Source organism: Pseudomonas sp. MWU12-2029 (genome assembly GCF_023242425.1).
Lineage (GTDB): Bacteria > Pseudomonadota > Gammaproteobacteria > Pseudomonadales > Pseudomonadaceae > Aquipseudomonas > Aquipseudomonas kribbensis.
Genome location: NZ_JALJDY010000001.1, coordinates 633,008 through 648,975 on the forward strand (window position 1 = coordinate 633,008; position 15,968 = coordinate 648,975).

Here is a 15,968-nt window from a genome sequence, read left to right on the forward strand (position 1 = left end):
CGAATGAACCCGATGGTTCACTCGATCCCCACCTGGTTGCGCCCGTTGTTCTTCGCCAGATACAGGCCACGGTCCGCCGCCGAGATCAGCAACCGGCAATCGCTGCCCGACTCCGGCACCATCGTCGCCAGGCCGATGCTGATGGTCAGGCTCGCCCCTTCGGCCGGAGCATTGTGCGGAATCTTCAGCGCCGCCACAGTCTGGCGCAGCTTCTCCGCCACCAGCCGCGCCCCGCCCGGCGAGGTGTTGGGCAGCACCAGCGCAAACTCTTCGCCGCCATAACGCGCCGGCAGGTCGGACGGCCGTGCGCTGGCCTCGCGAATCGCCGTGGCGACCTTGCGCAGGGCCTCGTCGCCTTCGACGTGGCCGAAGGTGTCGTTGTAGGACTTGAAGTAATCGACGTCGATCATCAGCAACGACAACTGACTCTGGTCACGCAGCGAGCGGCGCCATTCCAGCTCCAGGTACTCGTCGAAATGCCGGCGGTTGGACAGCCCGGTCAGGCCATCGGAGTTCATCAGGCGTTGCAGCACCAGGTTGGTGTCGAGCAATTGCTGCTGGCTGACCCGCAAGGCGCGATAGGCCGCGTCCCGTTGCAGCAGGGTCATGTAGGAGCGCGAGTGATAACGGATGCGCGCCACCAGTTCGATGTTGGCCGGCAGTTTCACCAGGTAATCGTTGGCCCCGGCGGAAAACGCCGCGCTCTTGATCAGCGGATCTTCCTTGGTCGACAGGACGATGATCGGAATGTCCTTGGTCGCCGGGTGATTGCGGTATTCGCGCACCAGGCTCAGGCCGTCGAGGCCGGGCATCACCAGATCCTGGAGGATCACGGTCGGCTTGATCCGCACGGCGTGGGCCACGGCCTGATGCGGGTCGGAGCAGAAGTGAAAGTCGATGTTCTCTTCATTCGACAGCCCGCGGCGCACGGCTTCGCCGATCATCGCCTGATCGTCCACCAACAACACCATGGCGGCGTTCTCGTCGGTTTTGATGTCATCGATCTGTAAGTCATTCATGGGCGGTCACCTGAGTGCTGCGGGGGCCTGGATTGCGGAGTAATGCGTTCATTTGGGGAAAATCTCCAGCAATCGTGGCGCTATCTTTTCCAGTGGACGGATTTCTACGGCTGCATCGATGGCCGCGGCGGCCTTGGGCATGCCGTACACCGCACTGCTTTGCTGATCCTGCGCGATGGTCAGGTAACCCTGTTGGCGCATGAGCTTAAGCCCTTGAGCCCCGTCGCGTCCCATCCCGGTCAATAAAACCCCTACTGCGTCACCGTTCCAGTAATTGGCGACGCTTTCGAAAAACACGTCGATCGAGGGGCGGTAGATCTCGTTGACCGGCTCGGCGGTGTAGGCCAGCGTGCCGTTCTTGAGCAATCGAATGTGATGATTGGTGCCGGCCAGCAACACCGCGCCGGCCTGCGGCGGTTCGCCTTCCCGGGCCAGACGCACATCGAGGCCGCTGGCGCTGGCCAGCCATTCGGCCATGCCGGCGGCGAACACCTGATCGACATGCTGCACCAGCACGATGGCCGCAGAAAAGTTGCGTGGCAGGCCTTTGAGCAAAACCTCAAGCGCCGCCGGACCACCCGCTGACGAGCCGATCGCCACCAGCCGCTGGCACGACGCCGAACTGCGCGGCGTTGTCTGGGCCGGGCGGGCGCGAGCGGTTTTCTCGCCGATCAGCCAGCCGATATTCAGAATCTTGCGCAACAGCGGCGCGGCCGCCTGCTGCGCATTGCCGGCGCCGAGGGCCGGGGTGTCGACCACGTCCAGCGCGCCGTGGCCCATGGCTTCGAACACCCGGTGCACGTTCTGCTGGCGGTCGACCGTGACGATGACGATGGCGCAGGGGCTCTCGGCCATGATCCGGCGGGTGGCCTCGACACCATCCATCACCGGCATGATCAGGTCCATCAGGATCAGGTCCGGGGTGTTTTCCGCGCACAGCCGCACCGCTTCGGCGCCGTTGTTGGCGACCCATACCACCTGATGCGCCGGCTCGAAGGCCAGCGCCCGGCGCAGGGCCTCCACCGCCAGGGGCATGTCGTTGACGATTGCGATCTTCATGCCCGCGCTCCTCCGATGAGCTCAACCACTGCGTCGAGCAGGGCATCGTCATGAAAACTGGCCTTGGCCAGATAATAGTCCGCCCCGGCATCCAGTCCACGGCGGCGGTCTTCTTCGCGATCCTTGTAGGACACCACCATCACCGGCAGCGATTGCAGGCGATTGTCGCGACGCAGCAGCGTCACCAGTTCGATACCGTCCATGCGCGGCATGTCGATGTCGGTGATCAACAGATCGAAATCCTCGGAGCGCAGGGCGTTCCAGCCGTCCATGCCGTCTACCGCGACAGCGACGTCGTAGCCGCGATTGAGCAGCAACTTGCGTTGCAGCTCGCGCACGGTGAGCGAGTCGTCGACCACCAGAATCCGTTTGCGCGCGGCTTCTGCGGCCTGATTGCCATGGCGGGCGATGCGTTCCAGACGCCCGGTGTTCAGCAACTTGTCCACCGAGCGCAACATGTCTTCGACGTCGACGATCAACACCACCGAACCGTCGTCGAGCAAGGCCCCGGCAGAAATGTCCTGCACCTTGCCCAGGCGCTCGTCCAGCGGCAACACCACCAGCGTGCGCTCGCCGATGAAGCGTTCGACCGCCACGCCGTAGATCGCATCGCGCTCGCGGATCACCACGACCTTCAGCGTGTCGCCGCTGTTCTGGCTCGCCGGGCGCTGCAGCAATTGGCTGGCCGCAACAAGACCGACATGCCGGCCCTCGTGCCAGAAGTGCTGGCGCCCTTCGACCTGCACGATGTCGTCCGGCGCCAGATCACACATGCGCTCGATGTGCGCCAGCGGGAAGGCGTAGGCCTCGTCGCCGACTTCCACCACCAGACTGCGAACCACCGACAGGGTCAGCGGCACTTCGAGATGGAAGCGACTGCCCTCGCCCGCCGTCTGCTCCAGCACCACCGCGCCGCGCAACTGGCGGACCATGTGCTGAACGGCATCGAGGCCGACGCCACGACCGGACACTTCGGTGACCTTGTCCCGCAGACTGAAACCCGGCAGGAACAGGAACGTCAGCAGCTCTTCTTCACTCAGTTGAGCAGCGGTTTCCGCTGGCGACAACTGACGTTCGACGATGCTGCGGCGGACCTTTTCCAGATCCACGCCATTGCCGTCATCACTCAGTTCAAGCACCAGCAGCCCGGCCTGGTGTGAGGCGCGCAGTCGGATCAACCCTTCCTCGGGCTTGCCTTTGAGCAGGCGTTCTTCCGGTGTTTCGATACCGTGATCGACCGCGTTGCGCAGCAGGTGCGTCAACGGGGCTTCGAGTTTTTCCAGCACATCGCGGTCAACCTGGGTTTTCTCGCCCTCGATCTCCAGCCGCACCTGTTTGCCGAGGCTGCGACCGAGGTCGCGCACCATCCGCACCTGGCCGGACAGCACATCGGCGAACGGCCGCATGCGGCAGGCCAGCGCGGTGTCGTAGAGCACTTGCGCGCGCTGACTCGCTTGCCAGGCAAACTCGTCGAGTTCGGCGTTTTTCTCCGCCAGCAATTGTTGGGACTCAGCGAGCAGTCGTCGTGCATCTTCCAGCGCCTCTTGAGCTTCAAGGCTCAGGGCATGTTCCTTGAGATGCACGTTGAGACTTTCCAGCGCCCGCAGGCCGTTGTTCTGCATGCGCTTGAGGCGCTGCATGGTGGCCAGGTGCGGTTTGAGACGCTGGGTTTCCACCAGGGATTTGCTCGACAGATCGAGCAGGCTGTTCAGGCGTTCGGCAGTGACCCGCAGAACCCGCTCGCCACCTTCGGTGGTGCGTTTGCTTTTGCGCGGCGCAGGCTCTGGCTCGGCCACCTCGACGGGGATTTCAACGGGCGCCGGTTCAACCACTGGCGGTGGCTGAAGCTGCAACTCGGCCATCGGTGGCGCGCTCGGTACAGCGGGCACCACGGCCGGCGCCGCCGGATCGAGCAAACCACCCATCAACGCCACGTAAGCCTCGATGTCCGCGGGTTGCGGGCCATTGGCCGGGGTGGCGATGCGCATCAGCAAATCGGTGCCCTGCAACAACGCATCGATATGTTCCGGGCGCAGGAACAGCCGCCCTTCCTGCGCGCTGACCAGACAATCTTCCATCACGTGGGCAACGCTGACGCCGCTGTCGATGCCGACGATCCGCGCCGCACCTTTCAACGAGTGTGCCGCCCGCATGCACGACTCAAGCTGATCGGCCTGGGTCGGGTTGCGTTCCAGCGCCAGCAGCCCGGCACTCAGGACCAGGGTCTGGGCTTCGGCTTCGAGGCTGAACAGCTCCAGCAGGGAGGCGTCGCGCATTTGCTCGGGGGTCATGTGAGGCTCCGGGAGACGGCGGACAACAGCTGTTCTTCATCCAGCCAACGCAGGCTGCGACCTTTGAAAGGCAACACGCCTCGGGTGTATTTGGCACTGGCCTGCGCCCCGGAACGCGACGCGGCATCGAGGATTCGTTCGTCGATGGCGTGAATCCCGTCGACTTCGTCCACCGGCACCACCACCGGCCCGCCCTGGGCCGCGATGATCAGCATGCGCGGCATGATCCGCGCGCCGGTCGCCGGGGCGGCGTTACCGTCAAGATCGAGCAGTTCGACCAGCGACAGGCACGCCACCAGCGCCCCGCGCACGTTCGCCACGCCGAGCAAGGCCCGGGAGCGCTGGTGCGGCAAGGAGTGAATCGCCTGCAACGGTGCGACTTCCACCAGACTGCGAGTGGCCAGTCCGAGCCATTCCTCGCCAAGACGGAACATCAGCAGCGAACGGGTTTTCAGCTCGGTTTCAACCTGGCTCGCCACCGGATCGCGCTCGTCCTGCTGCAACGCATAACGGTCGAGCAGGCGCGTGGCGGCGGCGGAATACACCGAGCAATTGCGGCAATGAATGTGTTCTTCCAGCAACGGGCAAGACTTGTCGCCGTGGATGCCGATGCGGTTCCAGCAATCATCGATGGCCCGGGCGTCTTCGTGGGTGACGTTCAAGGTGTCGGACGGGATCATCGTTTACGCTCACTGTCGGCGGTGCGGCCGCTGCGGGCGGCGCGCTCCTGCAATCGTCTGGCACCGGCCGTGTCACCCTGGGCCTGCAGCAGCGCGGCCAGGTGCATCAAGGCTTCGGGGTGTTGCGGTTCGAGGTACAAGGCTTTGCGATAGTAGCTCTGGGCTTCGAGAGCAGAACCGGCGACATCACTGAGCAGCCCCAGCCAGTAGAACACCTGAGCTACCGGTTCATGACTGCGCAAATACTGTTCGCACGCGGCACGGGCCTCGGCGCTTTTGCCTTCGTTGGCCAGGGCGGCAATGTTGGCCAGCAGGGTCGCCGCGTCGGGGTTCGGGCTTTTGGCGGTGGCGGGCAACGGCGTCACAGCGGCAAACGGTCGATTGCGCACCGGCGGCGGTGGCGTGCTGCGCACCGGTTGGCGCACGGGCAACGGGGTCGGGAGCGCGACCGGCATCGGCAGCGGTTCGGGCTGCGGATCGCTGTGACGACTGAACGCGAAAGACTGCGGAATCCCGATCGAGCGCATGCCCAGCCGCCCGAGCAGACTGCCCTCGGCGGGGCCGATAAACAGCACGCCGTCGACATGGGTCAGGCGCTTGAGCACGGCGAATACCTGCTGCTGGGTCGGCTGATCGAAATAGATCAACAGGTTGCGGCAGAACACGAAATCGAACGGTGGTTCGTTGACCAGCAATGACGGATCGAGCACGTTGCCGACCTGCAGGCGGACTTGCTCGCGGACGATTTCATTCACCCGATAACCTTCGTTCTCGGCGAAAAAATGCCGCTCGCGAAAGTCCAGTTCCTGGCCGCGAAACGAGTTCTTGCCGTACAACGCCCGCCGCGCCTTCTCCACCGACAGGGGGCTGACATCCATGCCGTCGACCTTGAACTGATGGGGCTTGAGGCCCGCATCGAGCAACGCCATGGCAATCGAATAGGGTTCTTCACCGGTGGAGCACGGCAGGCTGAGAATGCGCAGCGCCCGCATGTTGTTCAGCTCGGCCAGGCGTTTGCGCGCCAGTTTGCCCAGGGTGGCGAAGGATTCCGGGTAACGGAAAAACCAGGTCTCCGGGACGATTACCGCCTCGATCAACGCCTGCTGTTCGTCCCGCGAGCCTTGCAGCGTTTGCCAATATTCATCGGCCGTGACCATTTGCGCCAGGATGATGCGCTGGCGCACCGCCCGCTCGATGATTGCCGGCCCTACCGAAGCGACGTCGAGCCCGATGCGTTCCTTGAGGAAATCGAAGAAGCGCTGGTCACTGCTCATGGCAGATCCTCAAGCCGCGCCGGATCCAGCGGCGGCGTCGGGAACAGCAGCGGGCGCACCGTATCGTCGAGCAAATCGTTGACCCGCACCCATTGCACCAGGCCCCGGGCGTCTTCACGCACCGGACCGAGGTACGGCGCCTGACGATTGTCGAGGCCGTAGGGCTGGAATTCATCCGGGTTGCAACGCAGGGTGTCGGTGGCCTGTTCGAGGATCAGCCCGAGCCATTGCGAGGGTTGTGAATCGTCGGCGCGGTAATGCACCAGCACCAGTCGCGTGCTGGTGCGCGCTTCGGCAGGCTGGCCGAACGTCAGGGCGCTGAGGTCGATCACCGGCACCACCGAACCGCGATAGGCGAACACCCCCGCCACCCAGTGCGGCGCCCGGGCAATCGGCTTCAGCGGCAGGCGCGGCAGCACTTCCGCCACCTCCGTGGCACGCAGAGCGTAGCGTTCGTTGCCGATGCGAAACAGCAGGAACAACGTCTGCTTCGCCACCGGTGCAGCGCTGCGTTTGGCGATGATTTCGCTCATCAGACTTTGAATCGCGAAACGCCGCTGCGCAGGCCCACGGCCACCTGGCTCAGTTCGTCGATGGCGAAACTGGCCTGACGCAACGACTCGACGGTCTGGCTGCTGGCATCACCCAGCTGCACCAGCGCGTGGTTGATCTGCTCGGCACCGGTAGCCTGGGCCTGCATGCCTTCGTTGACCATCAACACCCGCGGCGCCAGCGCCTGCACCTGATGGATGATCTGCGACAGCTGCTCGCCGACCTGCTGCACCTCAGCCATGCCGCGACGCACTTCCTCGGAGAACTTGTCCATGCCCATCACCCCGGCGGACACCGCCGACTGGATCTCGCGGACCATCTGTTCGATGTCATACGTGGCAACAGCGGTCTGATCCGCCAGACGCCGCACTTCGGTGGCGACCACGGCAAAACCGCGACCGTATTCGCCGGCCTTCTCCGCTTCGATCGCGGCGTTCAGGGACAGCAGGTTGGTCTGGTCAGCGACCTTGACGATGGTCACGACGACCTGATTGATGTTGCCGGCCTTCTCGTTGAGGATCGCCAGTTTGGCGTTGACCAGATCCGCCGCGCCCATCACCGAGTGCATGGTGTCTTCCATGCGTGCCAGGCCTTGCTGCCCGGAACCGGCGAGCACCGAAGCCTGATCGGCAGCGGTGGAGACTTCGGTCATGGTGCGCACCAGGTCACGGGAGGTCGCCGCAATCTCGCGGGACGTCGCACCGATTTCGGTGGTGGTGGCGGCGGTTTCTGTGGCGGTAGCCTGCTGTTGTTTGGAGGTGGCGGCGATCTCGGTCACCGACGTGGTGACCTGCACCGACGAGCGCTGGGCCTGGGACACCAGCGAGGTGAGCTCGGTCATCATGTCGTTGAAGCCGGTTTCCACGGCGTTGAATTCGTCCTTGCGGCCCAGGTTCAGGCGCGAACTCAGATCGCCGGTGCGCATGGTGTCGAGAATCCGCACGAGCAGGTTCATCGGGGCCATGATCGCGCGCATCAGCAGAAGACCGCACAGGCCGGCGGCCAGCACGGCCACCAGCAGGGAGATGCCCATGCTGACTTTCGCCGCCGCGACCGCGTCGTCGATGTTGTTCATGGCTTCATCGGCAACGGCCTTGTTCTCGCGAATGATGTCGTTGAGTTTCATGCGGCCGGCGGTCCAGGCCGGGGTCAGCTGTTCATTGAACAACTTCGCGGCCGCGTCCTCCTGGTTGCGCACATGCAGGTCGAGCACCTGCGCCTGAATCTTGTTGTAGTTGAGTACGTCCTGCTTGAACACGGTGTACTCGGCCCGGTCCTCGGCAGTGGTGACGGTGCTTTCGTAGTTGCCCATCTGCTCGTTGAGACGCGCTTCGAAAGACTTGAAGTCCGCGGCGTCTTCGGCACTGATTCCCTGGCCTTTTTTCAGGCCCAGCAACTCTTGAGTCTGCAGATAGCTGTCGACCCAGGCACTGCGAATCATCGAGCTGAAATACACACCCGGCACTGCGTCCTGACGCACGCTCTGCTCGCCGGCTTCGATCTTCAACAACCGTGAATACGAGACGACCACCATCAACAGCATGATGGCGATAATCACCGCAAAGCTCGCCAAAATGCGTTGGCGCAACGTCCAGTTCTTCACAGTCAGTCCTCGGGGCCAGATCGAAATTGCGGGGGAGTATAGCTGAGGGCGGTGTTTCATTTATAAGACGGTTTGCCGCGCTCGCGCCGCCCGAGCGTAAACGGGATGGGCTCTGGATAAGGACTTTCAAGGAATCGCAGGGCAACGTGCCAGTGGCGCAATGGCAAAAAGGGGCGATGGATTGGCCATTTCTGCAACGGAGAGGTCTGGCACTGACATAGCCATGTGCCATGGTGCGCAACTTCTTGCGCACTTGTTTCGCAAAATCGCCGCCTGATTTCGCTACAGCCCCCGGGTTCCGTCGCCTGTAGCCAAGTGCGCAACTTCTTGCACACCACTGCGCAAGAAGTTGCGCACTTTTAGCCTGAATTTGGCATGAAACATCTTGAAACATGCACTAAACAGCAGTTTCAGCCCCGTATCACGGAGACTTTGGAAAACCTGGCACGGTCCTTGATATAGCTTTGGCACCCACCGGGCGATTTCGCCTCCCGGGCACCCTAACTTTATCCGCAAGGAGCACCTCCCATGGCAACACCAGCGTACATGTCGGTTACCGGCGAAAAACAAGGCCTGATCACTGCCGGCGCCTTCACCGCCGACTCCGTTGGCAACACCTATCAGGAAGGCCACGAAGACCAGGTCATGGTTCAGGCTTTCACCCACGACGTGATCATCCCGCGTGACCCGCAATCCGGTCAGCCAACCGGTCAGCGCGTGCACAAGCCAGTCGTGATCACCAAAGTCTACGACAAGGCTTCGCCTCTGCTGCAAGCCGCTCTGACCTCCGGCGAGCGCATGAGCGAAATCGTTATCCAGTGGTACCGCACTTCGGCTCAAGGTACCCAAGAGCACTACTACACCACCAAACTGGAAGACGCGATCATCGTCGCCATCAACAACAAGATGCACAACTGCCAGGATCCAGGCAACGCGCACTTCACCCACCTGGAAGAAGTGCAGTTCACCTACCGCAAAATCACCTGGACCCACGAAGTCTCCGGTACTTCGGGTTCCGATGACTGGCGTGCTCCAGTCGTTTAATTACGGCTGATCGTTTCAAGCATCGGCCAGCTCTGCTGGTCGATGTTGTTTACGCCCCTCCAGAATTTCGCGCGCGTTGACCGCTCTTGCGGTCGACGGGCGCCGCTGTACAGCACGAGGAACAAGGGATGTTCGCGCCGGCCAATGAAACCCACTTTGCCCTGACCATCGAAGGGCTTTCCGCCGATTTCCAGGTGTTTACCCTCACCGGTCGGGAAGCCATCAGCCAGCCGTTTGCCTTCGAGGTGGAGCTGGTCAGTGAGCAGCCGTCGCTGGACCTCGAAACCCTGCTGCACAAACCGGCCTTCCTGCAGCTGTCGCCCGACGGCAGCGGCATCCACGGCCTGATCGACCGCGCCGCGCAAGGCGATTCCGGCAAGCGCCTGACGCGCTACTCCGTGACCCTGCGCCCGCAACTTTCGTACCTGGCGCACCGGATCAACCAGCGGATCTTCCAGAACCTCAGCGTGCCGAAAATCATCGGCAAGGTTCTCGAAGAACACGGTATCCAGGGCAACGCCTACGAATTCCAGACCGGGTCGATCTACCCCGACCGCCTCTACTGCGTGCAGTACGACGAGTCGGACCTGCATTTCATCCAGCGCCTGTGCGAAGAAGAAGGCATTCACTACCACTTCCAGCACAGTGCCACGGCGCACAAACTGGTGTTCGGCGATGACCAGACGGTGTTCCACAAACTGGCGCCGGTGGCCTATCAACAAGACTCCGGCATGGTCGCCAGCGACCCGGTGATCAAGCGTTTCGACCTGCGCCTGGAAACCCGCACCAGCCGCACCACCCGGCGCGATTACGACTTCGAAAAACCCCGGATCACCCTCGAAAGCGAAAACCGTGGCGACGCCCTGCCCGACCTCGAGGACTACGATTACCCGGGCCGTTTCGTCGACCGCGAACGCGGCAAGCACCTGGCCAAACGCGCCCTCGAACGTCACCGCAGCGACTTCCAGCTCGCCGAGGGTCGCAGCGATCAGCCATTGCTGGTCAGCGGCCATTTCCTCGCGCTGAAAGAACACCCGAAAGCCAAGTGGAACGACCTCTGGCTGCTCACCGAAGTCTTGCACGAAGGCAAACAGCCGCAAGTGCTGGAAGAGTCGGTGACCAGTGACACCACGGCGCTGAAAGACGATTTCCACCAGGGCTACCGCAACCGCTTCCAGGCCACCCCGTGGGACGTGCCGAACCGCCCGCCCCTGCGCCACCCGAAACCGCGCATCCTCGGCAGCCAGAGCGCTGTGGTCACCGGGCCGCAAGGCCAGGAAATCCACTGCGACGAATACGGCCGGGTGAAAGTGCAGTTCCACTGGGACCGCGACGGCCTCGCCGATGACAAGACCAGCTGCTGGCTGCGCGTCTCCAGCGCCTGGGCCGGCGCCCAATACGGCGGCATCGCCATCCCGCGCATCGGCATGGAAGTGCTGGTCACCTTCCTCGAAGGCGACCCCGACCAGCCGCTGATCAGCGGCTGCCTGTACCACAAGGAAAACACCGTCCCCTACGCGCTGCCGGCGAACAAGACCCGCACTACCTTCAAGACCCTGAGCTCGATGGGCGGTGGCGGCTTCAACGAACTGCGCATCGAAGACAAGAAAGGCCAGGAACAGATCTTCCTCCACGCCCAGCGCGACTGGGACGAGAACATCGAACACGACCAGAAAATCCGCGTCGGCAACGAACGCCACGACGTCGTGGAAAAGAACAGCTACACGGAATTCAAGGCCGAAGAACACCACACCGTCTACGAAGACCGCAAAGTCGAAGCCCGCGCCAACGACCACCTCACCGTGGGCGTGAACCAGCACATCAAGATCGGCACCGGACAGTTCATCGACGCCGGGCAGGAAATTCACCTGAGCAGCGGCATGAAAGTGGTGCTGGAAGCCGGGGCCGAACTGACGCTGGTCGGCGGTGGCAGCTTCATCAAGATCGATGGCGGCGGCGTGACCATGAGCGGGCCGGCGATCAACATCAACTCCGGTGGTGGGCCGGGGAGCGGGACCGGGGCGGCGCCGTTGATGCCGGGGCCGTTGAAGCAGGCGGATGCGGACAAGGCTGGGAAATTGTTGGTGCCGGCGCAGCGGCAGGCGTTGATACGGGGCACGCCACGTTGTGAGATTTGTGAGAAAGCTGCCGCGCAAGCAGCGAAGGACGCCGCCAAATGAACTACCCGTCGAACGCCAACTTTTTGCTGATCGACGGGGTTCTGCGTCCTGATGCGATCCCAAGTCTTTATCAGCTCGGCGAACCGTTAGAGATCGAGCCGGTGTACTTGGGGACGCGATGGACGGAATTGAAAGATCTGGGGCCAATACTCGTGAAGCCGCAGGGGAACTCTTCCGTCCTCAGAGACTGGCAGCAAAATCACCTGACTCAAGCCGATTCGTGTCCGTTATTCAGCCGCGCTTCACTAACTGAAATAGCAGATCACCTACGACATTTTATCTGTCCGCCGGACGTGAACGGCGGCGAAGGTCTTTTACGTTTCGCCGATCCCCTTGTCATGCATCACTGGCTTTCTAGCTACGGGCCGGAACATCTCAGTCACGTGCTGGGACCTGTAGAGACTATTTGGATCAAGGCACCGGTCCACACCTGGTGCTCTGCGAGCGATGCACCGATTACGCCGTTCGCGAGACCGCAGTCAAAGGACCCTCGTGACAAAAATTTTGCCCTGCTCGGCGAGCAACAAATCGCGGCTCTGGAACTCGCTTATCGATGGCAGTTCAAAGAGCGCTTGTACACTTGGTTGAACACCCGTGACGCTCAAACATTTTCACTGTTGAACAGCGATCAAACTGAGTGGTGGCTTGAACACGTTCTAGACAGCGGCAGCGCCTGGGGACTGGTCAGCGAACGAGGACTGGTAACATGGGCGGAAACCTGCGTCGACTGGGGAAGAGACTTCACCACTCGCCCTGACAGCCCCTATCAAGAGTGGTTGAGCCAAAACCCAGACAAAGGGCGTTTGGCACCGGAACTGCGTATCGAAGCACTGGATGATTATCGCCAGCAAGCGCTGGAAGCAAAGGACACTGCAAATGGCTGAAAAGAGCGGAACACTCCAACAACAGCGCAACGCCTGTTTCCCCACCACAACAGCACAAGCCACCGGCGGCTGCCCCCTCACCGGCCCCGATGTAGCAATCGTTCCGATGCGCTATGCGCTGGATCGCTCTCGATACGATGAAGATCCGAAAAAGCTCAAACCATTATTGAAGTCTGGTATGTGGGCAGTACTACCTGCGCTGAAAACACGTAACTACACTTTGCGCCAGCTTTACGACGGCTATGTCTACGTTTACGACGAAACCGCAAAAACCTTTCACGAATACGAATTTTCCGCTACTCACGGTGTATTAACCCGAGTACAACTGAGTGACGCTGACACCGGTAAAGACGAGCGTAAAGCCTCCGGAGAAAGCAAAAGCCATCTGATATATCCGCGTAAGAACAAGCTGCATATTGCGTACTCTCCGGTTCAGTGGACTTGGCGTGTATGCGAGCATATGAGATCAAATCCTGGCAGCCGTAAACAGTGGATGAAAAACCTCGACCTGCCGAGTTATTGCATCAGCATGTCAGCGGCTGAAACCTTACCTCTGGTGTCGCTTGCTGACGCAGTTGCCGATGTTGATAAGGGAGCAGTAATTTCCGATAAACGACTCGCTGACTCAGCCATTCCACCCTACGCGACCGAAGGTAAATCGAACGGCAAAGCGATTTTCAGCACATTGGCAGCTGATACTTATTGGACAGGTAGTGTACCTGACAAAGAAAGTGCTCTAGCTATTGTTCTAGATGATCCAATAGCCATTTTGAATGACATCGGTATGCAATTAGCTGCCGATCAAGCCGCTTATGAGGCCTGGAAGCAAAAACACGAACATAAAATACAGATTGCTCAAACAGTGGAGGCGTTGTGCGGTGCAAGCGTGGCCCCGGACAAACTGCCAGCATCTATCCGCGGGGACGCGTCGAAAACACGGGAATTCCAACGGGATTTGGATGCTTATTATGCTCAAAGAGAGCATGAAAATACTCAATCCGTTCTTAGCGCCATGGGCGGCACAAACACGGCTATCACATTGCCGGGAAGCTTCAAGTCCTTTGAAATGGCGGATGCAATCAAATCAAAATATGGTCAGTCTCCAACGGAATCTGACTATCAGGCTTGGTCTGATCGAAGTAAATGGCGACGCGAAATTGATCTTGATGGAGCCCACGCTTATATCCAGACCTATCAAGGCGATGGTGAAGCTCTGCTTAAAAACATTCATAACACCCAGAATGACTTTCAAGCCCTGGCCAAATACGTAGGCAACGACCCTCTACGATTGTTCATCGACACTACGAACAAGAAACAGCTTTTATACCTCCAGGAGACAGTGGCGAGTCTCCTCTCAATATACTGCCAAGACGCAAACTCGAGTATTTGGCTTGCAAAAGAAGACGCTAATGCAGAAAGCCTCTTCGGCACTGTTCGATATGGTTTTTCACCTGCTCTGAAAGACGCTTTGGATACACAAGCCAATATTTTGCTTAATGGCATGGGGGATATGACCACGCTTGCAACGAGAGTTGGTGAGTTTAACAGTGTACTGAACCAAGACGGGTTCGCTGAAAAGCCCTGGATGCAGGCATTAAAAAAGCCTGTTCAAGACACGTTCAAAGCTTTGCGTGAACTAGCGAGCAAAGAAGGTAAAGCAACTGCAGAGTCCATTCTTATAGCACTGATCCCATCAGATAGCCGAATGGCCTTGGGAAAAAACCAGAACATCAGCGCTCTCATTAGAAACCTAATGATCGGACAAGTTTTAATTAACTCACCAGATCGCCCAGCGATTGATATAAAAGTTTCTGAGAAGCTCAGGACCTGGAAAAACGAATGGCTGTTGTTGAACAAAAAAATTGCTGATACACGTAAACAGTGGATCTATCCGGACCGACCTGGAAAACGAAAGAATCTCGCTCGCGTATTGCAGCAGCAGGAAGCAAAACTGCAAATGCATGAATTGAACATGCCAGGAATACTCGACTACCAAAACAACAAGTACGCGGAACTGCTAAGAGAAGAGATCAAGAATTTTGCCTCCTCCCGTGCAGACGTCGTGAAAAACTGGCAAGCAAAAGCCAAAGCCTGGAGCGAAAAGTGGGGATTGAATGCAGGAGCAATAGTTTGGGGCGTAGTGCTGCTGAACTTTATAAACACCGCCCTCACTTACCGCGACCTTACAAAAGACGGCCAGTTCAGTAAAAAAGACGTCGCCAAAATAAGCTACGGATTGGGATACAGCTTCAACTTACTGATGGCGGTTTTTGTCGAAACTCCTTGGAAAACGATAAAAAATGCGGCCCCGGTTTTAATTGACGAAGTGGAAGTCGGAATATTAAGCAGATCAGCAGCGTTCTGGACGGCAGAAGGCAAGGCAGCGTGGGCAGCGACTGTCCGTGCTTTCAGCCGAAGAATGGTCGCAATGGGGGCATTTGCAGTCATTTCCACAATTCTCGAGATATGGGATATCCAAGACGATTATGGAAACGCGAGAAGTTCCGAGGAAAAGGCCGCAATGTGGGTGAAAGGCCTCGCCGTATTTGGAATGGGAATCGCAGGGATTGCACAGTTACTTACAGGAGTAACACTTGCAGGTGACATGGTTGTATTAGTCATGAATCCTTGGTTTGCAGTTGCGATGCTGGTACTTGGCGCTGTCTATTTGGCAGCGACGCTGGCACTTAATTATTTCAAATCGGACGGTGTGGGCTGGTGGTTGCGAAAATGTTGTTGGTCACGCTCAAAAGAGTTGCAGTACCAGTCTACTCTTGAAGGCCAAGCGGAGGAAAAGCGTGCTTTGCTGGAAATTCAACTAAGCCCACAGATCTACGTTAAGAGCACTTTCGATACCAGGCGCGTATTCAGAGGAAGATTTGGATATCAAAACGAAGAAGTACTGAATGGAGCTTGGGTACATCTTCGATTGCCAAGTGCAGTACGCGGTCAACTCATCCAATTTAATGTGATCGATAGCAAACGTATTCTACCCCTGCTACCTGTTAGAAAAATGGATGATCCTGTACAAGATCCGTTTCTGGACAAAGGGCAATTTACGAGCACCAGTGCATTTGGCACAGACACAAACTCACCATACACTGCGGATGTACGCGCTGCGCGCTTTCCGCCAATGCCTGCCTCCGGCCAAGACATCGTCTGGCGGACATGGATCCCGGTTGACAAAAGTGCTGACTTTATTGAATTGCAAATTTGGTATCCTACAAACGTTTTAGCAGCTGGCGTTGAAGATCAAGGTTACCTCTACCAATTAGAGCTTGACAAAGTAGGAAGCACCTCCGTCGACGGACTGAGCATTACAGAGCTTCAAGTAAAATCTGTTAGTCGTAAAGGCGCGATGATCCTGGCCGTAGCGGAATAA

The 15,968-nt window shown here is 59.3% G+C and carries 11 protein-coding genes; 4 read left to right on the forward strand and 7 right to left on the reverse strand.

Features of this window, described 5'->3' with window-relative positions; all coding sequences use genetic code 11:
• Positions 1-17 precede the first annotated feature (17 nt).
• From M5B44_RS03105 to M5B44_RS03135, 7 genes are read right to left on the reverse strand one after another with little or no spacing between them, the layout of a single operon-like run.
• Positions 18-1,019, reverse strand: coding sequence for a response regulator (locus M5B44_RS03105; RefSeq protein ID WP_248738197.1), 1,002 nt, complete (start codon positions 1,017-1,019; stop codon positions 18-20).
• Positions 1,020-1,067: 48 nt separating this feature from the next.
• Positions 1,068-2,078 (reverse strand): chemotaxis response regulator protein-glutamate methylesterase, encoded by a 1,011-nt coding sequence (locus tag M5B44_RS03110; RefSeq protein ID WP_114881546.1) that lies wholly within the window; start codon positions 2,076-2,078, stop codon positions 1,068-1,070.
• Positions 2,075-4,369 (reverse strand): hybrid sensor histidine kinase/response regulator, encoded by a 2,295-nt coding sequence (locus tag M5B44_RS03115; RefSeq protein ID WP_248738198.1) that lies wholly within the window; start codon positions 4,367-4,369, stop codon positions 2,075-2,077. The genes M5B44_RS03110 and M5B44_RS03115 overlap by 4 nt, the downstream gene beginning before the upstream one ends.
• The gene (locus M5B44_RS03120) at positions 4,366-5,049 is read right to left on the reverse strand and encodes a chemotaxis protein CheW (protein WP_248738199.1); all 684 of its coding nucleotides are present in this window, start codon (positions 5,047-5,049) and stop codon (positions 4,366-4,368) included. Before M5B44_RS03120 ends, M5B44_RS03115 begins: the two co-directional genes overlap by 4 nt.
• Positions 5,046-6,323, reverse strand: coding sequence for a CheR family methyltransferase (locus tag M5B44_RS03125; RefSeq protein ID WP_248738200.1), 1,278 nt, complete (start codon positions 6,321-6,323; stop codon positions 5,046-5,048). Before M5B44_RS03125 ends, M5B44_RS03120 begins: the two co-directional genes overlap by 4 nt.
• Positions 6,320-6,856: a chemotaxis protein CheW gene (locus tag M5B44_RS03130; RefSeq protein ID WP_248738201.1), complete on the reverse strand. Its 537-nt coding sequence runs from the start codon at positions 6,854-6,856 to the stop codon at positions 6,320-6,322. The genes M5B44_RS03125 and M5B44_RS03130 overlap by 4 nt, the downstream gene beginning before the upstream one ends.
• Complete coding sequence (locus M5B44_RS03135) at positions 6,856-8,478, reverse strand: methyl-accepting chemotaxis protein (protein ID WP_085712799.1); 1,623 nt, start codon at positions 8,476-8,478, stop codon at positions 6,856-6,858. The genes M5B44_RS03130 and M5B44_RS03135 overlap by 1 nt, the downstream gene beginning before the upstream one ends.
• Positions 8,479-9,006: 528 nt before the next feature.
• On the opposite strand from M5B44_RS03135, the gene M5B44_RS03140 reads away from it, so the two are divergent.
• The 4 genes from M5B44_RS03140 to M5B44_RS03155 all read left to right on the forward strand — a co-directional run bounded on the left by M5B44_RS03140 (position 9,007) and on the right by M5B44_RS03155 (position 15,968).
• Complete coding sequence (locus tag M5B44_RS03140; protein ID WP_007949952.1) at positions 9,007-9,522, forward strand: Hcp family type VI secretion system effector; 516 nt, start codon at positions 9,007-9,009, stop codon at positions 9,520-9,522.
• A 128-nt stretch (positions 9,523-9,650) separates the two neighbouring features.
• Positions 9,651-11,702: a type VI secretion system tip protein TssI/VgrG gene (gene tssI / locus M5B44_RS03145; protein ID WP_248738202.1), complete on the forward strand. Its 2,052-nt coding sequence runs from the start codon at positions 9,651-9,653 to the stop codon at positions 11,700-11,702.
• Positions 11,699-12,586, forward strand: a complete 888-nt coding sequence (locus M5B44_RS03150; RefSeq protein WP_129973734.1) for a DUF4123 domain-containing protein — start codon at positions 11,699-11,701, stop codon at positions 12,584-12,586. Before tssI ends, M5B44_RS03150 begins: the two co-directional genes overlap by 4 nt.
• Complete coding sequence (locus tag M5B44_RS03155) at positions 12,579-15,968, forward strand: T6SS effector BTH_I2691 family protein (RefSeq protein WP_248738408.1); 3,390 nt, start codon at positions 12,579-12,581, stop codon at positions 15,966-15,968. The genes M5B44_RS03150 and M5B44_RS03155 overlap by 8 nt, the downstream gene beginning before the upstream one ends.